The organism is Sphingomonas sp. J344, from assembly GCF_024700005.1.
Lineage (GTDB): Bacteria > Pseudomonadota > Alphaproteobacteria > Sphingomonadales > Sphingomonadaceae > Sphingomonas.
In genome coordinates this window covers 488,789-511,835 of the sequence record NZ_JAJONB010000002.1, presented here as the reverse complement: position 1 = coordinate 511,835, position 23,047 = coordinate 488,789, and the positions used below count along the sequence as shown (strand labels likewise).

Here is a 23,047-nt window from a genome sequence, read left to right as displayed (position 1 = left end):
ACCCGCCCGCTGCCCGCTGGCAAGCCTCAGTCGCGCCGTGCGGCGTAGGCGGTGACCGGTCCCTCCAGAAATGCGGCGATCTGGCGATCGACCGCGTCGCCGTCGCTCGCCTCGCGGTTGTAATTGTCGAGGTCGAGGCTCAGCACCGGCACTCCGGCACGGCGCAGTGCCCGCAGTACGAACGGGTCCGCGTCGCTGAGCGCTACCGCGCCGTCCACCGCATGGCTCTTCGCCTCGCGGACGTGCCAGGCGCCCGCCCAGGTCGGCATGCGCAGCTCGTCGCCCATCGTTACAAATCGCGCGGCGAGCGCACGCATCGGATCCTGCCCGGGGGCGGTGCGGCGGATGTAACCGTCGGCGGCGAGTGATAGGTACATCGACCAGACGAACACCGCGGCATGGCTCTCCTCCCAGCGCTGGGTGAAGCCCATGTCGCTCCACATGCCGCGCCCGACCCACATCAGGCGGAGCTTCTCGTTCGGGCAGGCCGCCTCGCCCGCATCGTGGCGTGCCTTGACCTCGTGATAGAAGTCCCGCGCCGCGTCGCGTGCCCATTCGGTCCCGCGATGCCATTGCGGGACCATCGTCGCGGGCATGGTGTCGCTGATCGATACCGGGGCGGGGTGTGCGCCCGCAATCAGGTCGCGGGTGCGGCGGTAACAATCCTCCTGCTCGTTCACCAGATCCATGATGTGCGCGAAGCGGTCGGGGTCGAAGCGGCGGTCGGTCACGGCCTCGATCCGCGCGATTACGGCGTGGAGTTCGGCGGTCATCAGGTCGAGTCGTTCGGGCTCGATCGCGCTGTCCCAATCGTCGTGCAGCCGGTCCCACCAGTCGATCGGAAAATCGATGCGGCTTTCGATGCTGCGTTCGAACAGGAACGGGTCCGCGCCGGTTTCGCGTGCCCAGTGATCGAAGATGCGCGGCGTGGCGTCGGTGCCGATCGGGGCCTGAACGAAGGCCGGGCGGGGGAGGCCGCCCCAGGGTGCCTGCTCGGCATCGGTGTCGAACATCGCGGCGATGCCCTGCGCGCTATATGCCTCGGCGTCGCTGGGATAGCCATGGTCGCGCAGCAGCTGGAAGTAGCGCGGCGATTGCTGTTTGGCGGCGGCGATCGACGCCCACCATTGGTTGACGACGAAGGGGACGCCCATCGCGCGCAGGATTTCCTGTGGCGAATTGGCGTTGACCAGCGCCAGCGGCGCACCCGCCGCGACTTCGGCGCGCACGGACTTGAACCAGTCGCGCTGATAGACGCCGAAGCTGGCGATCGAGGCCAGCGACTTGCGGCTGCGGCGACCGTCCTGCGCGCGCGGGGTGGGACGGGGTGTGTCGGATGCCGGTGCCGGGAGCGGTGGCGCGCCGATCCGCTCGACCGCGAAGCCGGCGGCGTCGAGAGTGCGCACGAAATAGCCCGCGTCCCATGCCGCCGCCTCGTCGCCGACGGACTCGACGAACACCGCGCGCGCGATGCCGAGTGCGGTCATCCGCGCGATGACCGCGGCGGCGCGGTCTGCGGCGGGGATCAGCTTGCGTGGCGTCAGCCGGCCCGGATCGGCGAGCGCGTCGAGCGTCGCGGGGCTGTCGGCCCACGCGGCGACCAGCGGGTCGCCCCAGTCCTGATCGTTGGCGCGCGCATCGAGCCCGCGCGCTGCGAGATCGCGGGCACGTGCGGTCGAGAACTGCGGGGAGCCGAGGACGAACACCGGTTCTCCGGCGGGGTCGGCTGCGGTCTGGCGAACCAGCCCCAGCCATTCTGTCGGGGGCAATGCATGCGCTGCGCCGATCGCTGCGATGCGCAGTACGCCGGCCAGGTGCGCCATCGCGGCGGGACGCGCGCGCTCTTCGCTGGCGCATGCGGCAAGTCGGTCAACCTCCACCCCGCCCAGCCAAGCGACCAATTGCGCGATCCGCGCGGCGTTGTACGCCCGGCTGGACTCGCGCGGCTGATGGCCAAGGTCGAGCATATGGATCGGACGCGCCGGGATATCGCCCTCATGGATCAGGTCGCGGACCGTCGCGAACAGTTGCGGCAGCTCGGTATCGGCATGGGTGAACAGCAGGGGCGTGCCGCTGGTGTCGGCTACAATCTGTTGCAGCAGCGACCGGCCGCGCTGCGACAGCGTGCCGTCGCCTGCCAGTTCATCGGCATCGGGCGTCGGGCCGGGGCGCGGGACGAGGCGCACTGGCGCGCGTCCGGCGGCGCGCAGCAGCGCATAGGGCGCATCCTGCCCGAGCACGCGGATCACTGGCTGTCCTTCGCCCACCAGCCGCGCCGCCACCGCACCCGGATCGTCGCACGCCGCGATCAGCAGCGCCGCTGCATCGCTCATCAGATCACGCCCCGGTCGCGCAGTTGCGCGATCCGCTCGGCGTCATAGCCCAGAGTCGCCGCCAGCACGCGGTCGTTATGTTCGCCGACCTGGATCGGGGTGACATCGTCGAACCCGGTGTCGGCACCCGAAAAGACGATCGGGATGCCGGCGGTGCGCAGATCGACCTGCGACCCATAGCTCGGATGCGCGACCGGCACAGCTTCGTGGCGGGGAGACGACGCGGGGGTCGATCAGCGCGTCCTCGGGATGGCGGACGGGCGCGACGGGGACCCCCTGCGCCTCCAGCGCGGCGACCACGGCATCGACCGCAAGCTCGCGCGACCAGCCATTGATCGTCTCCTCCAGCACCACCGCATTGGCGACACGGCTGTCGCGATTGGCGAAGCGTGGATCGTCCGACAGCTCGGGCTGCCCCATCGCGCGGAACAGGCCCTGCGCCAGCTTCTCATGCACCGCCACCACCGCAACATAGCCGTCGGCGCATTCGAAGACGCCGAACGGCGAGAGGCGCTGCACGGTCAGGCCGGTGCGCGCCTGCATCCCCGCCGCCGCCATCGCCGACCAGTTCTCGATTGCGACAAAGCTGGTCAGCGCGCCGAGCATAGACACATCGATATGCTGGCCGACACCGGTGCGGTGGCGCTGCTCCAGCGCCGAGAGGATGCCGATCACCGAAAAGACCGGGGCGAGCATGTCGGCGATCGGGATGCCGATGCGCACTGGCGGTTCGCCCGGCCCACCGCTGGCATACATCGCGCCCGACAATGCCTGGATGATGATGTCCATCGCCTTGCCGCCTTCGGGCGCAGTCGCGCCGAAGCCGGAGAGCGAGCAATAGATGATGCGCGGGTTCGCGGCCTTTGCCGCTTCATAGCCGACGCCGAGCCGGTCGGCGGTGCCGGCGGTGAAATTCTCGACCACGATATCGGCGGTGCGGACGAGGTCGAGGAACACCTCTTTCGCCTCGGGCGACTTGAGGTTCAATGACACGCCGAGCTTGCCGCGCGCGCGGGTCAGGTGGCTGATCGAGACATCGTCGTCATGCTTGCGCTCGACGGTGATGCCGTCGCGGCCGACATAGGGGCTGTTCTCGCGCGCCAGATCGCCACCCTTGGGGTCCTCGACCTTGATCACCTCCGCCCCCCAGCCCGGCGAGCAGCAATGTCGCATAGGGTCCGGCAAGCGCGCGGGTCAGGTCGATGACGCGCAGCCCTTCAAGCGGGCGTTCGCGGGTGGCTTCGGTCACGGGAGTCGTCCTTCAAGTGCAGCGGCCTGCGCCGCGGTGTAGCCTAGGGTCGCCAGCACCTCCGCCGTATCGGCACCCGCAGGGCGGGCAACGGCGGCGGGCGTGGCGGGGGTATCGGAAAGCCGGATCGGGCAGCCGGTGTGGCGCACCGTGCCGCCGCCGGGCGCGGGCAGATCGAAGATCATGCCGCGCGCGTGATTGTGCTCATTCTCCATCGCCTCCGCGACGGTCAGGATCGGGGCGAACTGGGTGCCCGCCGCGTCGAGGATGGCGAGCCATTCATCGCGCGGCCTGGTCGCCATCACCTGCGCGATGCGGTCCTTCATCGCGGGCCAGTTGGGACGGTCCATCTGCTTGTCGGCGAGGTCGGGCAGGCCGATCGTCTCGACGAAGATCCGCCAGTAACGCGGCTCCATGTCGGTGGTGACCAGCCATTCGCCATCGGCGCAGCGCCAGATTCCGCTGTCGGCGCGGTGCATCCCCTTGGGCGGTGCCTTGGCGAGGTCCGGGTTGCGCGACAGGATGTTGGCGATCAACGCGAGCGAGGCGTCGGACATGGCGATGTCCACCTGCTGCCCCCGGCCCGTCGTCGCGCGCGCGATGACGGCGGCGAGGATGCCGATCACGGCATTCGATCCGCTCAGCAGGTCGGCGACCGGAACACCGGGGAAGGCGGGGCGGTCCGGATCTTCGCCCATCCGCGACAAAGCGCCCGCAATCGCCAGCGCGACCGGATCATGGCCGGGCTTGCGCGCATAGGGTCCGGTCTGGCCGCACAAGGTGACGGAGCAATAGATGAGGCGGGGGTTACGCGCCGCCATCTCGGGCCAGCCATAACCCATGCTGGCCATCACGCCGGGGCGGTAATCCTCGACCAATATGTCGGCCTGATCGATCAGCTTGAGGATCGCTTCGCGCCCGTCGTCGCTGCCGGGGTCGATCAGTACGCTCTTTTTGCCGCGTGCGAGGATGTCGTGGGCGCGGAGCCGGGCATTTTCCGCGTCGGACAGCTTGTCCCAGCCAAACACCTTGCGCTGCTTGGCCAGCTCGCGCGGATTCTCGACGCGGATCACCTCCGCGCCGAGGTCCGCGAGCAGCCAGGTGCAATAGGGGCCGGGGGAGGAATTTAGAGAAATCGACGACCTTGAGGCCCTGCAACGCGGTCATTGCCCGTCCTCCAGCGACGACACCCACAGCTTGCCGGGCAGCTTCACGCCATCGACATCGCGCCACAGCCCCCGCGCGGCGAGATGGTCGCTGGCGAGCGCATCGGCGGGCGTGTCGATCCACGACAGGCCAAGCCCGTTCGCCTGCGACATTGCGCCAAGCTCGGCGCGGGTGTGGCGCAGGAAGGAGGCTTCGACCACCGCCTCCCACTCGATCAGCGTTTCGCGCGGGACATCGGCGACGAGGATCGCGTCCCAATCGACTTCGGCGAGTGGCCCGGCGGCGTCGCCCATCGCCTTGACCATGCCGCGCATCATCGGCTGGTTGTCGACCAGCGCCCAGGTGACAAAGCCATCGGCGCACGGCCAGACCTGCCGCACGCCGGACTTGCCGCGGATCAGCAGATTGCCGGTGCGGTTGCCGACCCGCCCGGTCCATTGCCAGGTCAGCGGCTCGCGATAATTGGCGAGCACGGCGGACTGATAGGCGGAGACCTCGACCAGCTGACCTTTGCCGGTCGTAGCACGGGCATGGAGCGCGGTGAGCGCGCCGATCACCGCCTGAATGCCGGCGAGCGCATAGGCCTGTTCGCCGGGCAGCGTCAGCGGCGCGCGGTCGGGATCGCCGATGATCGTCATGAGGCCGGAGCGCGCCATGAGCGTCAGATCGGTTTCGGGCCGCCCGTCATTGGGCCCGCCGGGCAGGAACGGCGCGACGACTACGTCGATCAGCTTCGGGTTGGCGGCGGCTAGCGCATCGTGGTCGCGGCCGGGATTACGGAACAGGATATCGGCGGTGGCGAGCAGCGCTTCGGTATCGCCGGTCTGCTTGCCGGGGTTCCACGCCGCGTCGCCGGGTTCGGCGCGCACGACCTGCGCACCCAGTTCGGCGAGCATCCGGCCTGCGAGTTCGCCCAGACCTTCGGTCAGATCGACGATGGTGAGATGCGCGAGCATCATGCGAGCGCTCCCGCTTCGGTAAGTTCGCGGACTTCGGCTTCGCTCATACCGAGCAGACCGACGAAAATTTCATGGTTGTGCTCGCCCAGATTGGGCGGCGCGTCGACGCGGATGTCGCTGTCGGAGAAGCGCAACGGCGGGGCGGGCAGTTCGGTGCAGCCCAGCTTGCTGTGCGTGACCGGGCGGTAATGGCCGCGCTCGATCAGTTCCGGATCGGTGAACACGTCGCGGCCGTCGTTGACCGGCTCGGCTGGGATGCCGAGCGCGGCGAGCCGGTCGGCCAGAACGCGCTTGTCCTGCCCGCGCGTCCACGCCGAAAGCGCCGCGTCGAGTTCGTCCTCATGTGCCTTGCGCCCGGCCAGCGTGTCGAAGCGCGCATCGGCGATCCCTGCGACCTGTGCCAGGGCCGCCCATTCGCCATCATCGCGCACCGCAATCGCGATCCATTGATCCACCCCGCGCGCGGGATAGGCACCCTGTGGTGCGCGGTGGGGCGAGCGATTGCCGGGCTTGCCGCCCGCGCCGGTCTGCTCGGCCAGAAACCGGTCGGCCATGACGTGGATCAATGGTTCGGTCTGGCTGATATCGATCAGCTGGCCCTCGCCGGTCTGGCGGCGATGTTCGAGCGCGGCGAGCGTCGCGACGGTCGCGAACATCGGCGCGACGACATCGCCATAGGCGAACGGTGCCATGTGCGGATCGCGATCGGGCCAGCCGGACAGCGCCGCCATGCCCGACAATGCGCCCGCCGAATTGCCGTATCCGCGCATCGTGCCGAGCGGTCCCTTGCGCCCCGCCACGCTGACGCTGATCTGGATGATGTCGGGCTTGATCGACTGGAGCGTATCGAAGCTCAGGCCAATCCGGTCCATATAGCCATGGCTGAAATTCTCGACCACGATATCGGCCCAGGCGACCAGCTTCTTCGCGACCTCGATCCCCTTCGGGTCGTTGAGATTGATCGTCACCCCCAGCTTGCTGGTGTTGGTGATCGCGAAGAAGGTCGAGGCGTCGGGATCGCGTCCGCCACCGGCGAACGGGGGCGAGAGACGACCCAGGTCGAGCCGCTTGCGCGATTCGATCTTGATGACCGTCGCGCCCAAGTCCGCCAGATCCTTGGTCGCGCGTGGCCCCGCGCCGACCCAGGAGAAATCGGCGACCTTGACGCCTTCAAGGGGGAGCTTGCTCATCGCGCTGCCACCTTCGCATCGCACCGGATATCGCCGCTCGCGATCAGCCGCTGTGCTTCCTCATAGATCGGCACTGCGTCGATCCCGATCTTGCCTAGCCGCTCGGCCTGAATGCGTGCATCCTTGTTGTAGAGCGCATCGAATGCTTGCTGTTCCTGCGCGGGGATGGTGGAGAAGGTGATCCCTTCCTTTTTCCCATAATCGATCCCCGCCTGCTCGGCCTTGAGCAATTGGCGGTTGAGCGCCGCTTCCCACACCTTGCGCCCCTCGATCAGGACCGCCTGAAGGTCGGGGGGCAGCTGTCGCCAGGTCTTGTCCGACATCGCGCGCGCGGGATAGGCGCCGCGACTGAAGCGGATCGTGGTGAAATGTTTCGCGACTTCCGCGAAGTGCAGGCTGCGGATCGTGTCGGCGGGGGCGACGACGCCGTCGATCACGCCCTTGGCGAGTGCCGAATAGACCTCGCCCATCGGCATGTTGACCGGGTCCGCGCCGAGTTGCTTGAGGATGTCGACCGCGTCGCTCTGCGCGCGCAGGCGCAGACCGCGAAAGTCGGCGAGGCTGCGGATCGGGCGATCCTTGGTCAGGACGCCCGGGAAATTGCCGCCCTGCACCGCGAGTACATGCAGCCCGTGCAACTCGTTCTCGAAGGTGGGGAAGCGCTTGGCGAGGCAATCATAGATCGCAACCTGATCGGTGATCGTTCGCACCCCGCCATAATAGGCCGCCTGTCCGCGGAGCAGGTGCGCGCCGCCCTTGGCATAGATGGGCGTAATCAGGCCGATGTCGGCGACGCCGTGACGCACCTCCTCCATGCTCATGTCGGACGAGATCAGCGCGCCGGACCAATAGGGCTTGAACGCGATGCGTCCGCCGCTCTTGGCCTCGACCCACTTCATCCATTCCTGATCGGCCAGCCCGAACGGGTGGGTGGGGGTATAGGGGCTGGCATAGGTCAGCACATGCTGCGCCGTCGGCGCGGGCGCGACGTTGCACCCGGCGAGCGCGAGCGCGGCGAGGATCGGTAACAAACGCATCGGTCAGGCCCCCATCACGCTGGGCAGCCACAGCGTCACCACCGGGAAGGCGATGATCATGGCAAGGTGGAAGAAATCGGCGATCAGGAACGGCACGATCCCGCGGAAGATCTGCCCCAGCGGAATGTCCTTGCCGATCGCCTGAATGACATAGACGTTGAGGCCGAGCGGCGGGTGGACGAACCCGATCTCCATCGTGCGGACGAGGAAGATGCCGAACCAGATCGGGCTGTAGCCCAGCTCCAGCACGATCGGCAGGAAGATCGGCGTGGTCAGCAGCATCAGCGCGAGGCCGTCGAGGAACGATCCCAGCACCAGCAGCATCAGCGCGATGACGATGACCACAACGATCGGGCTTGCGTCCATGTCGCGCACCGTGTTCGACATCAGGTCGGCGATGCCGGTCACGCTGATGAACGTCGCGAACAGGATCGCGCCGAAGATGATCAGGTAGATCATGCCCGTGGTCGACAGCGTCTTGGCAAAGCTGTCCGCGATCGCCTCCCGGTTGAACGCCCCGCGAATGCCCATCAGGATGAAGGCGACGATGACGCCGACCGACGCGGCTTCGGTCGGGGTGAACCACCCGATCATCAACCCGCCGATCACGAACACGACCAGGATGATGATGTCGATGATCCCGAGCAGCCCGCGCATCCGGTCGCCCCAGCCGACCCGCACCGAACGCGGCCCCAGCTCGGGCTTGAACCAGCACAGGATCGCGATGGCGATCATGTAGAACAGCGCCTGGCTGAACCCCGGAATGATCGCCGCAGTGAACAGCCGCCCGATCGACACTTCGGCGATGATGCCGAACACGATCAGCGCGCCCGATGGCGGGATCAGCGCACCGAGCGTGCCGCCAGCAGCGAGCGCACCGGCGGCGAAACCAGGATTATATCCGGCACGCCGCATCTCGGGCAACGCGGCCGATCCGACGGTGGCGACGGTGGCGAGGCTCGATCCGCTGATCGACCCGAAGCCCGCGCACCCCGCGATCGAGGCGAGGCCGAGGCCCCCGCGACGATGCCCGACGAAGCGCGCGGCAACGTCGAAAAAGTCGCGGCTCGCCCCGGCGGCGAAGCACAGATGCGCCATCAACAGGAACAGCGGGAGGACGCCGAGCTCGTATTTGTTCGCGACCTCGAACACCACCACGCCCGCCTTGACCAGTGCGGCTTCGGGCGAGAGCATTACCATCAGCCCGACCACGCCGGTCAGCGCAAGGCTGACGCCAATCGGCACGCCGAGCGTCAGCAGCCCGAGCAGGGCGAGGATGCCGATCAGGCCAATGACCTCAGGCGCCATGACCGGCCTCCGGCGTCTCGCGGGTGAAGGCGTGACGGACGAACAGGATCGCCACGAACACCAACGCCGCGATCATCAGCAGCCGGAACCAGCGCAGCGGAATGTGCAGCAATTCCGACCGCTCATGCCCGTTCCACAGATCGCCAAGCAGGATCACCGATCCGGCGGCGAGCAGCAGCACCGCCAGCGCGCCGAGCAGATTGGCGATCCGCGCCAGCGTCGCGCGCCGCGACGGCGACAGCCGGTCGGTCAGGATGTGGACCGCGGCATGACCGCGCGACAGCGTCACCGCGACCATCGACGATGCGGCGATGAACACGATCGCCGCCTGTACGATCTCGATCGATCCGATCAGCGCAAATCCAGTGTGACGACCGAGCACCGCGATCAAATCCGCGGCGGTCGCGAGCAGCAGGCCCGCCGACCCGATATAGAATGCGGTCTTGCCCGCGATGCCCGTGATCGGGGCGGGCGGTGGCTCTTCATCATGTAGCGGCGCTGCGCTATCGGTCACCGGGTCGGACACGCTCTGCCTCTCCTGATTGACAGCCTCTCACTGGGGCGGTCTAACTGATTGGTAGGATCAAAACCGTAGATAATTTCAACCATCCGTCAATGGCACGATTTACGGATGACGACAAGGGGACGCATGTGACGCAGTTGCGGTCGAAAACGCCGGACGAGGTGCTGGAGGGCGGGCTGAAGCTCGGTCGGCTGGGCGACTATGTCGGCTTTCGCATGCGCCGCGTCCAGAATCAGCTGTCGGCCGATTTCGCGGCGGCGACTGCCCATTACGGCATCCGCGCCGGCCTGTTTTCCTCGCTCGCGCTGATCGAGGCGGATCCGGGGCTGTCGCAACAGCAATTGTCGAGCACCGTCGGCCTCGACAAGTCGATCACCGTCCAGATCGTCGACGAACTGGAAAAGCGCGGCTGGGCGAAGCGCGAGCGATCGACCGTCGACCGCCGCCGCCACGCGCTGACGATCCAGCCTGAGGGGAAGAAGACGCTCGACGACCTGTTCAACATCATGAAGGGCGTCGAGGCCGAGGTATTGGCACAGCTCAGCCCCGAGGAACGCCCGATCTTCGACGCCGCGCTCGACCGGATGTACGCGGTCTTTCATCGCTGAGCATAGGCGACGGTGTAGGTCGCCGGAGCATAGGGCAGGGTGACGGTCGAGCGGTGCTTGGCGTCATTGAGGATACGGATCGTCGATACGGTCTTTGGTGCCTGCCGCTCGCGCCAGTCCCATCCGGTGACGGTGACCTGCAGCTTGTGGCCCTTACGGAAGACATAGGACGCCGGGAGCATCGAGAACTGCAGTCGTGCGGGTTCGCCGGCCTTGAGCGGCTGGGCGTCCTCGGCATAGCCACGGTGCCAGGGGATGCCGATATTGTCCCAGGGCGGCGTGCTGGTCTTGCGGATGCTCGCCTTCAACCGTCCCTCGGTCACCACCGTCACCTTGCCGTCGGGTGCGACGTCCTCAAGATAGGCGAAGACATGCTCGTCGGGCGCGTCGGAGGTGATCCACAGGTCGGCGATCGGATGCCCGGTGATCTCGGTATCGGCGGTCACGGGGGTGCTCCATGACGCGCCAAGGCCGGGGATGTGGCAGGGTTGAGCCGCCGCGCCGCCATTGCCGGGGCACTTCCCCTCGCGCTTCACGGTGAACGCCGTCGCCGCATCGCGCGCTGGCTTCGCAGCCAGCAACCCGCCGCCGCCGAGGTGGAGGGTCTGCATCCGCGTGCCCGCCAGCGGGAAGCGGTCCGCAGCGCGCCAGCCGGTCCCTTCGGGCGCGTTGATCGTGAAATAGTGCACCGGCGCGTCGCGCGTCGTGCCGGTGTCGATGCCCTTCAGATGCTGGTCGAAGAAGCGCAGCACCTCATTGCCGACCAATTCCTCGTAGCCGGTGGTCGCGCAATGCGTCCACGGACCGATAATCACCTTGGGCCGGTTGGGCAGGTTCGCCTGCGCGATCAGCCCCTGGCCCCGGAAGTCGTCGTACCAGCCACCCATGATGTACGTCGCGACCCAGGATGTCGCTAGCTGGGCGCGATAGCTGCTGACGCTACCCTCGCCCCAGAAGCGGCTGAAGGTCAGCGGGGAGAAGCTGTCGCGATAGGGCATCGACACCATCAGGTCGAACAGGTTGCTCGCCCCCTGATGCTCCTCGGCCGCCTGGCGCAGCAACACGCGGTTCTCGTCGCCATCGACCGGGGTGGACTTCATGTCCTCCTCCAGCGTGCGGGTAGGGCCGGTACCCCAATTGGCGATCATGCCGCCCCGGGTGAAGCCGTCGAACTTGTCCCAGTTGAAGCAGCCGGCGAACACGGCCTTCAGGCTGGGCGGCAGCACGGTCATCGCGTGCAGCACTGCCTCGCCGGTGTTCGAACAGCCATAGATGGCGGTCTTGCCCGACGACCAGCTCTGGCGCGCGGCCCATTCGTTGATCTCGTATGCGTCGTGCGCCTCGTTGCGGTCCTGATAGCCGCGGCGCTTGCCGAACGATGCGCCCGATCCGCGCCGCGCGGCGGTGACCAGCACATAGCCATGGCCGACGATGCTGCCGATGCCATAGGCGTTGCGGAACGCGCTGAACGTACCGTCTTCCGCCACGATCGGCCCGGTCTTGTACGGGCTGCGGATGTCGAGCGATCCGGTCCACACCACCGGGAACTTGCCCGGCGCGGGCTTGCCGTCGATTGCGGGGCGGGTGACGCTGACCGCGATCCGCACGCCATCGCGCATCGTCACATATTCGGAGGTAACGATCGCGTCCCTATACTGGAGCGCAGGGGCGTAGCGGCCGAAGCTCGACTCCGGTTGCGCCAGTGCGGCGGGGGCGGCGGTGAGCAGCAGGATGGTGGTCGCGGTGCGGATCATTTGAAGGCTTCCTCGGCGAAGGTTCTGGCTTCGGCTTTCTGCGCGGCAGCGTCGGGTGCGCGCAGCCAGCGCTGCGCCACAAGCGCGTCGATCGCGGCATCGAAGCGGCGGAGATACTCGGCCTTGCCGCCCGGATAGAGCTGGTCGAGCCGCGCACGGGCCAGCGGCACCCGGCGCATCGGGATCGAGGGGCTGCCGAGACCGGGGCGGACGGGATCGCATCCGCTGCCCTCCGGCGCCGCGCCATAGCGGGCAAGGGGGACGGTGATCTGTGCCGGTCGCACACCGCCCAGCGTGTTGCCGTCGGCATCGCGCCGCTGGACGCCCGCGTCATGCGCCAGCCGCTGCGCGCGCGGTGGCGCCACGCCCTTGCGCGACCAGCGATCGAGATTTTCATGTGCGGCGGACGCGATCGCCGCCATGTCGATATCGGTCTGCGCGAACGGACAGCTGTCCGCCCGCGCGGGCTGTGACTGACCGGTGCGCGCGGCGATCTGGCGTTCGGACACCGTACCGCGACGGCGGCTCGATCCGTGCGTCAGGCCCGGCACCTCGTACAGCCGATGCGCGCCCGGCGCGGTGTCGCGGTCGGGCGATTGCGGCTCGCGGTTGGTGATCGCCTCATTCTCGCTCTGCAACTCGATCACCGGCACGTCGATCGGCACATTGGGGCGGCGCGGGTCGGTCTCCGGCGGGATCGTGCTGCGCGAGTTGATCGGGACATAGCCCGAGCGGAAGCTGAACGAGGAAATCCCCATAAGATAGCCGTCGATCAGCGGCCTGCCGTTCGGCATCCGCGCCGCGTCATGAAAACCGCTATTGATGAAGGTGCGCAGGAAGCTGCCGGTGAACGACCAGCCCGCGGCATACGTGCGCGTGACCTTCAGCCCCTTGAGCGGGCCGTCGGCGGCGCGGATCAGCCGCGCGGTGTCGGCGAACACGTCCCAGCGGATGCCATCCTCGTCCGCCGGCCAGTCGATCGCGGCATAGCGGTGCGGGTTGAACCAGCCCAGTACCTTCGTCGCCATCATCGGCACCGGTCCTGGCGGCGCGCGGCGGGTATTGTCGTCGGCACCGATCATCACGCCGACAAACGCGTCGCCGCGCTCCATCGCATAGTCGGCGATCGTCCCCCAGCTGCTGTTGCCCATCACCGGGTGGAAGGGGTTGAGCTGGACGGTGCCGCTGAACCGTTTCGGATCGCGGGGGCGGATCACGATGACGCGGGTGGTGTAAGGGACGTCGGCGCGCTCGACCACGACCCTGCCGGCGGCGTCATAGGAATAGACGTTGGCGGTGCCGGTCTGGAACCACTCTTCCCGAATGTAACCCGCCTTCGCCAGCGCCGCCGCCTCGGGCGTGCCGGGCAGGCCGGGGTCGAGCCAGATCTGCGACGTCGCGGTCGGTTCGGGCGCGCGCCTGACCGAATCTGCCATCGCGGGCGTAGCGATCAGCGACAGCGCAAGCAGATGCCGGATCATGTGCGGCGCGCCTTTCCGGTGCAGGCGAAGGAACTGGCCTTGTTCGGATCGCCTCCATTGTACTTCGCCTGCTGCGGATAGGGACAGATGAGCCGCGTTCGCGTGACCGCGCCACCCTCGACCTTCGACGCGATCATGGCGCCCGGCGCCTGACCCTTCTCCACCCAATGCTCGAGCGCAGTGAGCAGGTCGTGCTGCGCATCGACCACCGGCGCGTCGCGGCCCGAACCGCCGATCTGGTCGGGGCCGGGGCCGCCTGCGCAATGATGCACGCCGGGCAGCATGTAGAGTCGGCTGAACGATGCGGCCTTGGCCGGTCCGCCCATCCGCTTCGTCATAGCTTCGTGATAGTCGATCACCATCCGCGCCGCGACCGCGCCGTCGAGCCAGCCGGTGTACTGGATGACCTTGCCCCCGCGCTTCCTGAAGGCGGAGATGTCCGGATTGTCGGCGCGCAGCTGCGGCATCACCCGGTCGATCGCAGCCAGATCCTTGGCTGCGTCGAAATCCTTGCCGTCCCATTCGCGCAGGCCCCGGATCGCTTGGCCAAAGGTGCCGATCGCGAGCTGCGATCGCCCGCTGTCGACCAGCACGCCGGGGAGCAGCCCGCCGTCGATCGCCTTGCCCGACGCATCACGCAGCGGGGCGTAGAAGCGCTCGGCGAAGGCGACCTGCTGCGCCGACAGGCAGGCTTCGGTCTGGCCGGGTTTGCAGGTGAGCGATGCGATCCTGAAGGTGCAGGCGCGGGGGTCTTCGACCAGCCCGTCCGTGACCCCGTCTGCCGCGTCGCACGCCTCGGTCCCCCTGTCGGCGATCAGCTTCCAGTCGGCGGGGGACATCAGCTTCGGGTTGGCGTCGCGCTGCAGGATCTCCCACATGCGCCGCACGGTCATCTCGGGCGTCTTCGGTCCGTTCGCGCCGGTGAGGATGCCGTCATAGTCGGACGGGTAGAGCTGAAGCTCCTTCAACCCCTGTCGCCCGCCGCCCGAACAGCCGATGAAATAGCTGTAGCGGGGGCCAGTGCCGTAATGCGCGGCGAGGATCGCCTTGCTCTTCACCGCGAGCAGATGGTTGGCGCGATGCGTGTAATTCTCGCGCGCCCGTGCATCGAGCATCCACGCCGGATCGCTGATCTTGTGCCCGGTATCGGTTGTCGCGGCGGCATAACCCCGGCTCACCCCGCGCGGCAGGTCCTGAAAGTTGAACGTCCCCGCTGCGCCGCCGACCCCGGCGCCCAGAAATTTGCCATTCCACTCGGCCTTGGCGGGCAGCCATAGTTCGAACGCGATGGTCTTTTCGATTGTCCCCTGCACCCGGCAGAACGGGCGCGCGACGCTGGCGGGCTGGCCGCGCCCCGGGGGCATGTCCTTGGCCCAGGCTGCACCGGCCTCGGTCGGGGTCGCGGCGGTGATGGCGACGTCGGGGACGTTGAGCGATGCGACTTCCACACAGGCGTTCGCCGCCTGGGGCGCAGGCGCTGCAGATGCGAGCAGCAGCGCGGGCAGGGGAAACAACAGGCGCAGGATCATTTCTTCGCTCCGGCTTCGCAGGAATAGGATTCGGCGCGCTCGATCGGTCCGCCCTTGTAGCGCACCCGTGCGGGAAAGGCGCAGGCGGGGCGGGTGCGCACCGGCTTGCCGTCGGCGAACTGCGCGGTGCGGACCATTGCCGGGGCGGGGCCGCCGTCGAGCCATTGCTCCAGCGCGGTGAGCAGATCGTCGCCGGCGGCGCGCGATACGCCCTCGGTCGACAGGCCGCCCGCGCCGCCGAAACGGTCGGGAACATCGCCGCCCCGGCAATGGTCCATGCCCGGCATCAGGAACAGCCGGGCAAAGCTGCGCGCCTTCGCTGTCCCGAACCGCTTCTCCAGCGCTCCATAGTAATCGATCGTCGGCTGTGCCGCGACCAGCGCATCGGCCCAGCCATGATAGAGGATCAGCTTGCCGCCGCGCTTCACGAACGGGTCGACGCGCGGGTTGTCGGCGTGGAGGTTCATTACCTTGTCGATCGCGGGCAGGTCTCGCGCGATGCTGAACTTGCGCACGTCCCAGTTGGCGTCGCCGTAAATGCCCTGACCGAACAACACCGTGGCGAGATATTTGGGGCCGGGGGTGAACGGCTCGGGCGCGGCGACCGGCGAGATCGGCACGCCGGGCAGGATACCGCTGTCGATCCTCTTGCCATTCTCGTCATGCAGCGGGGCGTAGATGCGGCTGGCCAGCTCGACCTGCGCAGGCGTCAGGCCCGGCACATCGGCGGGGGTGAAACGGCACGCACGCGGGTCTTCGATCAACCCGTCCTTCAGGCCATCCTGCGGATCGCATTGCGCCACGGCGGCATCGGCAATCCGCTTCCAGCCCGCCGCATCCAGCACCCCGCGATGCCGGTCGTGCTGGATCATCTCCCACAGGCGCCGTGCGCTCATCGCGGGGGTATTCACCCCCGGCGCACCGGCGAGGATGCCGTCATAATCGCCGGGGAAGCGCTGCATCTGGGTCAGCGCCTGACGCCCGCCGCCCGAACAACCGACAAAGATCGCCTTGCGCGGCGCTGCGCCCAGATAGGCGGCGGCAATCGCCTTGCCCTTGACCGCGAGCAGATGGTTGGCCCGCTCGGCATAATTCACCGCTCGGTCGGGACGGTTCAGCAGCCAGGTCTCGTCCGACGCCTTGTGCCCGGTGTCGGTCGAGGCGGCGGCATAGCCACGCTCGACCCCGCGCGCGAGGTCGGGATAGGCAAAGCTCCCCGCCTGTCCGCCGACTCCCGCACCCAGGAAACGGCGGTTCCAGTCGGCACGCTCCGGCAGCCACAGTTCGAATCCGATCTCGGCTTCGATCACCCCCTCGACCCGGCAAAAGGGGCGGGTGGGGCGGTAGCCCCGCGCTTCGGCGACGCTCGCCCCCGCCGCGACCTGCGAGGCGCGGGTCACACGGACATCGGCGGGCAGCGCGACGGGCACGCCGCACAGCTCCGCCACGCCAGACAAAACGGGCGCCGCCGCTCCGGGGAGGAGGATGGCGACGCCCGGTGCCGACGCGGCGATGATCAGGGCGGCGAGCGTCCGGATCATCGCGCGCCGATCAGAACGACTTGCGGATATCGAACGCGATGAAGCGACCGATAGGCGACGCATTCTGGCTGTCCCACGCCGAGGTGCCGTTGATCACGTCCGGCGGATCGCGATCAAACACATTCTGTGCCGACAGCGTCAGCCGCAGACCGCTCAGCGTCCCTTCGTCCGGGAATTTGTAGCTGATCGAGGCGTCGAATGTGTTCCACGCCTTGACCGTCTGGTTCGGCGTGATCGAGTTGTTGAGATAGTCACCGACATGGTTCCAGTAGATGTTGGTCGACAGCTTCCCGTTGGACCAGCCGAGATTGCCCCGCATGCGGGTATCGACCGGGAAGTTGATGATGTTGAGCGCATTCTGGAACGGCACGCCCGGAGCCGAGGAGCGTGTCGAATTGAGGATCTGGGTCAGCGCCAGCCCGGCGGTGAACGCGCCCACCCCGGTGTCGATCCGCTGGTTGAGCTGAATGTCGATGCCGTCCTGGTGCAGCTCGCCCAGATTGTCGCGGCGTCCGTCGACGATCAGCAGGATGTTCGCCGACGGCTCGCGCACGCTTTCCAGATTGGGATGGTTCATCAGTGCATCGACCTGGGCGATGGTCGGGTTGCGGATGACGTAATCGCCATAGAGTGTGTTGTTGCTGAGGATCGTCGCGGCGCTCAGCACGCTGATCACATTGCTGTACTTGATGTTGTAGTAGGTCGCCGACGCGCTGAACCCGGGGATGAATTCGGGCTTGAAATCCGCACCCAATGACCAGGTCGTCGCTTCTTCGGGAGCGAGGCTGTTGTTGCCGCCATTCATGAAGATGCCGCGCTTGGTCACGCCGCCATCGACGAGGTTCTGGATGAAGATGTTGAAGATCGCGTCGGACGAGTCGATCAGCGACGGCGCACGGAACGACGTGCCCCAGCTGCCGCGCATCCTCAAACCCTCGAACGGGGTCCAGGTGACGCCGATCTTGGGATTGAAGGTGTCGCCAAAGTCCGAATATTCCTCGTAGCGTCCAGCCAGCTGGACCGTCAGCTCCTGAAAGCCTCCGGTCGCATTTTCGGGGCCAAAGATCGGCACGTTCAGCTCTGCGAACACCGCCTTGCTGTTGCGCGACTTGCCGCGGTCGCGGTCGAGCAACAGGTCGTTCGCCGCGTTCTTGATCGACGAGTAGATGATGTAGCGCAGATCATTCTCATGATATTCCGCGCCGACGGCCGCGCGGACATCGCCGCCGCCGATCGCGAACAGCGGGCCATCGAGCTTCAGGGTGAAGTCACGGCTCTTGTTGGTCGTGAAGCTGTCGCGCACGCCCCAGATATCCGCCAGCGTCGCCGGATTGTTGTTCGCCAGCGCGCCATTGCCGAACGGATTGAACGCGGTTGCCGGATTGGTGTTGGCGAGCGTCAGCGGAATGAACTGGAGGTTGATGACGTCGGCGGTGCGCGCATTGCCGCGATTCTTGCTGATCGACGCGGTCGCATTGACCTGCCACCCACCGTCGAGGTCGTAGCGCAGCCCCAGCGAGTTCTGCCAGCCCACGTCAAAGCCCGACCAGTTGGCATTATAGGCCGCGTCCATGAAGCGATATTCGACCTGCACCGATGCCGCGAGCGGGTTGGTCGGGTGGACGAAGAACGGGTTGGCACGCGGTACCGTCAGCGTCGCCGTCGGCGGCTGGACGCGCTCCGAGAAGGTGCGGTCGCTGTAAAAGCCTTCATAGGTCAGCGTCAGCCGGTCGGTCAGGTCCTGATAGGCGCTGACGAAGATCGAATGCCGCTCCTGTTCGGGCAGGATGTCGCCCCAGCGGCCCGCGTCGAACAGGTTTGGCGACCCGGCGGTCAGGCTGGCCGAGGTCAGCCCGCGGCCATTGCCATTGGGCAGCGGATAGCGCACCCCGCTGACGATGATGTTGCCCGGCGCGGCGAAGGTCGAGCGCTGGTCGGTTCCACCGATCGAACGCAGGTCTGACGTTGTGAAGTCCCGGTCACTTGCCGCCAGGTTGCTGCGGTAATAATATTCATAGGCAGCGACGAACCCGCCGCCATTCCATTTGCGGCTGAACAGCGCCGATCCCTGCATCTGGTCCATACCGTCCGCGCCGCCATAGCGCAGCTGCACTTCCGCGCCGTCGAACGGGCGACGGGTGATCATGTTGACCACGCCCGCGACCGCGTCTGCGCCGTAAATGGCCGATGCGCCGTCGGGCACGATTTCGAGGCGCTCGATGGCGATCGCCGGGATCATGCTGGGATCGGCCAGCGCGCGGATCGTGCCGTTGGGGGCAAGGCGGCGGCCGTTGAGCAGCAGCAAGGTCGCCTCGTCGGACAGGCCGCGCAGGTTGATGCTCGACGTGCGCGTGCGGTTTGCGGCCGCATCCTGCGCGCCGCCACGGCGGCTTTCGTCCGACCCGAGGTTGACGACCTGGGGCAGGGTGCGGGCGATGTCGCTCGAGGTCGCCGCACCGCTGCTGATAATCTCTTCGCGACCGAGCTGGACGGTGGGCGAGGCGGGGGCCGCGACGCCGCGGATGCTCGTCCCCGTAACGACGACTTCGTCTTCGGCCTGTTCCTGTTCGGTCGCGGTCGGCGACGTGTCGGTCTGTGCCATCGCCTGGCTGGCGGTCATCAGTGCGGCCAATGCTGCACCGGCGAGTAGCTGCGAAGCCCTCATCACGCTCTCCCTCTCCATGTCGGCCGCTGTTTCGCGACTCGATAAATAGATATGACCATAAACAATCCGTAACGTCAACGTTATCCGGTCGGAGTGATACCCGCATTGACGAAGTGACTGAAATCGTGCTCACGCTTTGGGCATGTCTGGGGAACAGGAACAGGTCGGCGCGCTCGGTCCGCTGGTCGGCTATCATCTGCGGCGCGCTTTTGGTGCGTTTGCCGCAGATTTCGCGAATGCGGTCGAGGGGACCGGGATGCGCCAGGTGCTGGTCGGCATTCTGGCGGTCGTGTCGGGCAGCCCGGGGATCAATCAGGGCGCGGTCGGCCGCGTGCTCGGGATCAAGCGCGCCAATATGGTGTCGCTGATCAACGAACTGGTCGACCTCAAGCTGATCGAGCGGGTGGTGGATCCGTCCGACCGCCGCGCCTTTTCGCTGACCGTCACCGATGCGGGGCGAAAGATGCTGGCCGATTGCATGGCGAAGATCGAGGCGCATGAACGCGCAATGCTTGCCGGCTTCAGCGATGCGGAGCGGGCGATGCTGCTCGAACTGCTCGGCCGCATCGAACGCCGCGATCCGGCCGCGGGGTGACGGCGCGCCTCCCCTCCCGCAAGGAGGAGGGGACTAATCGGCCAGGATCAGCGCATCCAGCGCGACCACGCCCTCACCCTCGGGATAGACCACCACCGGATTGAGGTCGATTTCGCGGATCGACGGCGTCCCCGCCAGCACGCGACCCAGCCCCGCGATCAGCGTCGCCACCGCATCGACATCCAGCGCGGGTGATCCGCGATATCCGTCGAGCAACGCACCCTGTTTGAGCGCGCGCAGTTCCGCGACGATCGCGTCATGGGTCAGATCGTGCGGCAACAGCCGGACGTCGTGGAGCAATTCGGCGGTCACCCCGCCAAAGCCCGCCAAAATCACCGGCCCCCATTCGGGATCGTTGCGCGCGCCGATAATCAGCTCGACCCCGCGCTTGCCCATCGCCTCGACCTGCGCGCCGTCGAGCGCGATTGCTGAATCATAGGCGGCGACATTGGCGAACAGCCGTTCCCATGCCGCATCCAGCGCGGCATCGTCGGCAATGTTGAGGATCACACCGCCCGCGTCGCTCTTGTGGCTCAAGTCCGCCGACTGCGCCTTGATCGCGACCGGATAGCCGACCTTCGCGGCAATTGCCTTCGCTTCGCCCAGATCGGCCGCAAAGCCACCGGCGGGGAAGGGGATGCCGACCGGCGCGAGCAGCTGCTTGGCGCGATATTCGGGGATCACCCCCGATGGCAGATCGAGCGCAATCGTCGCCGCATCCGCCGTCGCAAAATCGCGTTCGGCCAGCTTGCCCAGATGCCTTAGCGCGCGGAAGGCGCGGTCGGGCGAGGGGAAATAGGGCACGCCGATCGCACGCAGCCCGGCGATATACTCTGCAGGAACCTCCGCCCCGTCGTCGATCCCGGCAAAGATCACCGGCTTGTGCGGGCTCAGCGCCGTCACCGCGTCGATGATCGCGGGGAATTTGCGGGCGCAGGTCGCCGGGTCGGTCTGGATGATTCCGAACACCAGTGCCGCGAAATTGTCGTCCGCCAGCAACGGGATCAGCGTGCGGCGATACAGATCGGGGTCGACCAGCGCCTGCGCGGTCAGGTCCATCGGGTTGGACACCGGAATGAAGTCGGGAATCGCGGCCCGCATTTCCTCCGCAGTCGCGCCGTCCATCGCGGGAAGGTCGAGGCCGATATTCTCTGCCAGGTCCAGCGTCAGCGCCTTGAATGCGCCGCTCTCGGTCAGCACCGCGGTGCCGCCGCGCCGCACCGGCTTGGCGCGCACCGCCAGCTCGACGACATCGCCCAGCGCTTCGAGGCTGTCGACCAGCACGACGCCGGCGCGCTCGACCTTGGCCTTCATCAGCTGCCAGTCGCCCGCCATCGCGCCGGTATGCGTCGCGGCGCTTTCGCGCGCGGCGCTAGACGTGCCGGGGTGAAGCAGCACGATATGCTTGCCCGCCGCGCGTGCCTTCTCGGCGAACGCGAGGAAACGCGCGGGCTTGCGGAACTGCTCGACGATCATCGCGATCGCAGGCGTTTCGGGATCGTCGATCAGATATTCGACATAATCCTCGACGCCGGACGCCGCCTCGTTCCCGGTGGAGACGGACACGGTGATGCCCAGCCCCTTGCTCATCAGCGTCGCGCCCAGCACGACCGCCATCGCGCCCGACTGGCTGACGATGCCGATCGTCGGCTTGCCGGTGAGGTCCAGCACCGGCGTCTCGACGAAGGTCAGCGGGACGCCCGCGGCATAGTTGACCATGCCAAGGCAATTCGGTCCTTCGACCACCATCCCGTGTTCGTGGGCGATCCGCGCGACCTCGGCCTGTGCGGCCAGCCCTTCCTCGCCGCCCTCGGCAAAGCCTGCCGAAAAGATGATCGCCGCGCCGACTCCCCGCGCCGCCAGCGCCTGCACCGCGCCCAGCACTGCCGGTCCCGGGATCGCCAGCACCGCCGCATCCACGCCGTGCGGCAATTCGTCGATCGACTTCAGGCACGGCCGCCCGTCGATCGCGTCGCGCTTCGGATTGATCAGGTGGATGTCCCCGGCATAGCCGTGCCGCTCGAGGTTGCGCAGTACCGAATTGCCCAGCGCACCGGGCGTGGGGGACGCGCCCACGATCACGACCGAGCGGGGGTCAGGAGACGGGAAAGGTCGGGCATCATGTCCTCGATGCTGGAATCTGTGGCCACCCTCACCCTTCCGGCGCTGCGCCCTCCTCCTCCCTCTCCCATTGGGAGAGGGAAGGGGCCCGCGAGCGCAGCGAGTGGGAAGGGTGAGGGTGACGTCAGTGTCGTCGGCTCACGCCTTCACGCGGTCCTTGTCATACGCGCCCAGGCCCGGTTTGTAGCTCTTCTCGTCGATGAACTGGCGGATGCCTTCCTTGCGGCCGTCATTGTCGTAGCTGTTGGCGGCTTCCTGCGCGCGGATCAGATAATCCTCGGCATCGTCATAGCTCATCAGGCCAACGCGACGTACCGCGTCCTTGGTTGCCTTCAATGCCACCGGGTTCTTCTTGAGCAGCACGTTGGCCACCTCGGTCACGCGCTCCTTGAGCTGCGAGAGCGGCATCGATTCATTGACCAGCCCCCCAATCGGCGGCGGTCTTGCCGTCGATATTCTCGCCCATCATCGCATGGTACATCGCCTTGCGGAACGGGAGCAGCTCGGTCGCCACCTTGGTCGCGCCGCCGCCGGGCAGGATCCCCCAGTTGATCTCGGACAGGCCGAACTGCGCCTCGTCGGCGGCAAAGGCGAGGTCGCACGCGAACAATGGGCCATATGCGCCGCCGAAGCACCAGCCATTGACCATCGCGATCGTCGGCTTCTGGTACCAGCGCAGGCGGCGCCACCAGCCATAGGCCTCACGCTGCGCCTGACGGCTCGCGCCCAGGCCCTGCGCCTCGGTCTCGCGGAAATATTCCTTGAGGTCCATGCCGGCGCAGAACGCCTCGCCCTCGCCGGTCAGCACCAGCACGCCGACATCGTCGCGATATTCGAGCTTGTCGAGCACTTCCATCATGTCGCGGTTCAGCGTCGGGCTCTGCGCGTTGCGCTTGTCCGGGCGGTTATACTTGACCCAGGCGATACCGTTTTCGACGCTGTAGGCGACGACGCCGTTGGTGCTCAGTTCGGTCATACTCATGTCCC

At 67.2% G+C, this 23,047-nt stretch carries 17 protein-coding genes and 1 pseudogene; 2 read left to right on the top strand and 16 right to left on the bottom strand.

All coding sequences use genetic code 11. From position 1 onward, the window contains the following. Window positions 1-26: 26 nt before the first annotated feature. From LRS12_RS18610 to LRS12_RS18575, 9 genes are all read right to left on the bottom strand, one after another. Window positions 27-2,333, bottom strand: coding sequence for a 2-hydroxyacyl-CoA dehydratase family protein (locus LRS12_RS18610; protein WP_257845964.1), 2,307 nt, complete (start codon window positions 2,331-2,333; stop codon window positions 27-29). Between the two features lie 75 nt (window positions 2,334-2,408). Further along, window positions 2,409-3,470: a CaiB/BaiF CoA transferase family protein gene (locus LRS12_RS18605; protein ID WP_374581586.1), complete on the bottom strand. Its 1,062-nt coding sequence runs from the start codon at window positions 3,468-3,470 to the stop codon at window positions 2,409-2,411. Continuing rightward, window positions 3,376-3,582 (bottom strand): CoA transferase, encoded by a 207-nt coding sequence (locus LRS12_RS20490; protein ID WP_374581584.1) that lies wholly within the window; start codon window positions 3,580-3,582, stop codon window positions 3,376-3,378. The genes LRS12_RS18605 and LRS12_RS20490 overlap by 95 nt, the downstream gene beginning before the upstream one ends. Further along, entirely contained in the window at window positions 3,579-4,718 is a 1,140-nt protein-coding gene (locus tag LRS12_RS18600; protein ID WP_257846193.1) for a CaiB/BaiF CoA-transferase family protein, read from the bottom strand. Before LRS12_RS18600 ends, LRS12_RS20490 begins: the two co-directional genes overlap by 4 nt. Window positions 4,719-4,745: 27 nt before the next feature. Continuing rightward, a complete protein-coding gene (locus LRS12_RS18595) occupies window positions 4,746-5,708 on the bottom strand; it encodes a CoA transferase (RefSeq protein WP_257845962.1) in 963 nt (320 codons plus the stop codon). Further along, entirely contained in the window at window positions 5,705-6,898 is a 1,194-nt protein-coding gene (locus tag LRS12_RS18590) for a CaiB/BaiF CoA-transferase family protein (protein ID WP_257845961.1), read from the bottom strand. Before LRS12_RS18590 ends, LRS12_RS18595 begins: the two co-directional genes overlap by 4 nt. After that, a complete protein-coding gene (dctP, locus tag LRS12_RS18585; protein WP_257845960.1) occupies window positions 6,895-7,935 on the bottom strand; it encodes a TRAP transporter substrate-binding protein DctP in 1,041 nt (346 codons plus the stop codon). The genes LRS12_RS18590 and dctP overlap by 4 nt, the downstream gene beginning before the upstream one ends. Before the next feature lie 3 nt (window positions 7,936-7,938). Beyond that, a complete protein-coding gene (locus LRS12_RS18580; RefSeq protein WP_257845959.1) occupies window positions 7,939-9,243 on the bottom strand; it encodes a TRAP transporter large permease in 1,305 nt (434 codons plus the stop codon). Next, window positions 9,233-9,769 carry a TRAP transporter small permease gene (locus LRS12_RS18575; RefSeq protein WP_257845958.1) on the bottom strand — a complete coding sequence of 179 codons (537 nt, stop codon included), beginning with the start codon at window positions 9,767-9,769 and terminating at the stop codon, window positions 9,233-9,235. The genes LRS12_RS18580 and LRS12_RS18575 overlap by 11 nt, the downstream gene beginning before the upstream one ends. Before the next feature lie 89 nt (window positions 9,770-9,858). Here LRS12_RS18575 and LRS12_RS18570 point away from each other — a divergent pair, with 89 nt between their 5' ends. Further along, entirely contained in the window at window positions 9,859-10,374 is a 516-nt protein-coding gene (locus LRS12_RS18570; protein ID WP_257845957.1) for a MarR family winged helix-turn-helix transcriptional regulator, read from the top strand. Here LRS12_RS18570 and LRS12_RS18565 read toward each other — a convergent pair. From LRS12_RS18565 to LRS12_RS18545, 5 genes are read right to left on the bottom strand one after another with little or no spacing between them, the layout of a single operon-like run. Further along, complete coding sequence (locus LRS12_RS18565; RefSeq protein ID WP_257845956.1) at window positions 10,365-12,128, bottom strand: CocE/NonD family hydrolase; 1,764 nt, start codon at window positions 12,126-12,128, stop codon at window positions 10,365-10,367. The two genes, LRS12_RS18570 and LRS12_RS18565, sit on opposite strands and share 10 nt — an antisense overlap. Next, complete coding sequence (locus LRS12_RS18560) at window positions 12,125-13,609, bottom strand: alpha/beta hydrolase domain-containing protein (protein ID WP_257845955.1); 1,485 nt, start codon at window positions 13,607-13,609, stop codon at window positions 12,125-12,127. Before LRS12_RS18560 ends, LRS12_RS18565 begins: the two co-directional genes overlap by 4 nt. Next, a complete protein-coding gene (locus LRS12_RS18555) occupies window positions 13,606-15,138 on the bottom strand; it encodes a tannase/feruloyl esterase family alpha/beta hydrolase (RefSeq protein ID WP_257845954.1) in 1,533 nt (510 codons plus the stop codon). Before LRS12_RS18555 ends, LRS12_RS18560 begins: the two co-directional genes overlap by 4 nt. Continuing rightward, a complete protein-coding gene (locus LRS12_RS18550) occupies window positions 15,135-16,679 on the bottom strand; it encodes a tannase/feruloyl esterase family alpha/beta hydrolase (protein WP_257845953.1) in 1,545 nt (514 codons plus the stop codon). The genes LRS12_RS18555 and LRS12_RS18550 overlap by 4 nt, the downstream gene beginning before the upstream one ends. A gap of 10 nt (window positions 16,680-16,689) precedes the next feature. After that, window positions 16,690-19,344, bottom strand: a complete 2,655-nt coding sequence (locus tag LRS12_RS18545; protein ID WP_257845952.1) for a TonB-dependent siderophore receptor — start codon at window positions 19,342-19,344, stop codon at window positions 16,690-16,692. A gap of 142 nt (window positions 19,345-19,486) precedes the next feature. Here LRS12_RS18545 and LRS12_RS18540 point away from each other — a divergent pair, with 142 nt between their 5' ends. Continuing rightward, a complete protein-coding gene (locus tag LRS12_RS18540) occupies window positions 19,487-19,939 on the top strand; it encodes a MarR family winged helix-turn-helix transcriptional regulator (RefSeq protein ID WP_257845951.1) in 453 nt (150 codons plus the stop codon). A 33-nt stretch (window positions 19,940-19,972) separates the two neighbouring features. Here the strand turns inward: LRS12_RS18540 and LRS12_RS18535 are convergent, their stop codons facing one another. Together LRS12_RS18535 and LRS12_RS18530 are read right to left on the bottom strand one after the other, a co-directional pair. Further along, window positions 19,973-22,021 (bottom strand): acetate--CoA ligase family protein, encoded by a 2,049-nt coding sequence (locus LRS12_RS18535; RefSeq protein ID WP_308223059.1) that lies wholly within the window; start codon window positions 22,019-22,021, stop codon window positions 19,973-19,975. Between the two features lie 177 nt (window positions 22,022-22,198). After that, window positions 22,199-23,036, bottom strand: a pseudogene (locus tag LRS12_RS18530) (p-hydroxycinnamoyl CoA hydratase/lyase). Between the last annotated feature and the right edge of the window lie 11 nt (window positions 23,037-23,047).

Coding starts and splice junctions, on each gene's coding strand:
- dctP (WP_257845960.1), bottom strand. CDS start 7,935: ATGCGTTTGTTACCGATCCTCGCCGCGCTCGCGCTCGCCGGGTGCAAC.
- LRS12_RS18545 (WP_257845952.1), bottom strand. CDS start 19,344: ATGAGGGCTTCGCAGCTACTCGCCGGTGCAGCATTGGCCGCACTGATG.
- LRS12_RS18580 (WP_257845959.1), bottom strand. CDS start 9,243: ATGGCGCCTGAGGTCATTGGCCTGATCGGCATCCTCGCCCTGCTCGGG.
- LRS12_RS18555 (WP_257845954.1), bottom strand. CDS start 15,138: ATGATCCTGCGCCTGTTGTTTCCCCTGCCCGCGCTGCTGCTCGCATCT.
- LRS12_RS18565 (WP_257845956.1), bottom strand. CDS start 12,128: ATGATCCGCACCGCGACCACCATCCTGCTGCTCACCGCCGCCCCCGCC.
- LRS12_RS18610 (WP_257845964.1), bottom strand. CDS start 2,333: ATGAGCGATGCAGCGGCGCTGCTGATCGCGGCGTGCGACGATCCGGGT.
- LRS12_RS18570 (WP_257845957.1), top strand. CDS start 9,859: ATGGCACGATTTACGGATGACGACAAGGGGACGCATGTGACGCAGTTG.
- LRS12_RS18560 (WP_257845955.1), bottom strand. CDS start 13,609: ATGATCCGGCATCTGCTTGCGCTGTCGCTGATCGCTACGCCCGCGATG.
- LRS12_RS18540 (WP_257845951.1), top strand. CDS start 19,487: ATGTCTGGGGAACAGGAACAGGTCGGCGCGCTCGGTCCGCTGGTCGGC.
- LRS12_RS18590 (WP_257845961.1), bottom strand. CDS start 6,898: ATGAGCAAGCTCCCCCTTGAAGGCGTCAAGGTCGCCGATTTCTCCTGG.
- LRS12_RS18550 (WP_257845953.1), bottom strand. CDS start 16,679: ATGATCCGGACGCTCGCCGCCCTGATCATCGCCGCGTCGGCACCGGGC.
- LRS12_RS18595 (WP_257845962.1), bottom strand. CDS start 5,708: ATGATGCTCGCGCATCTCACCATCGTCGATCTGACCGAAGGTCTGGGC.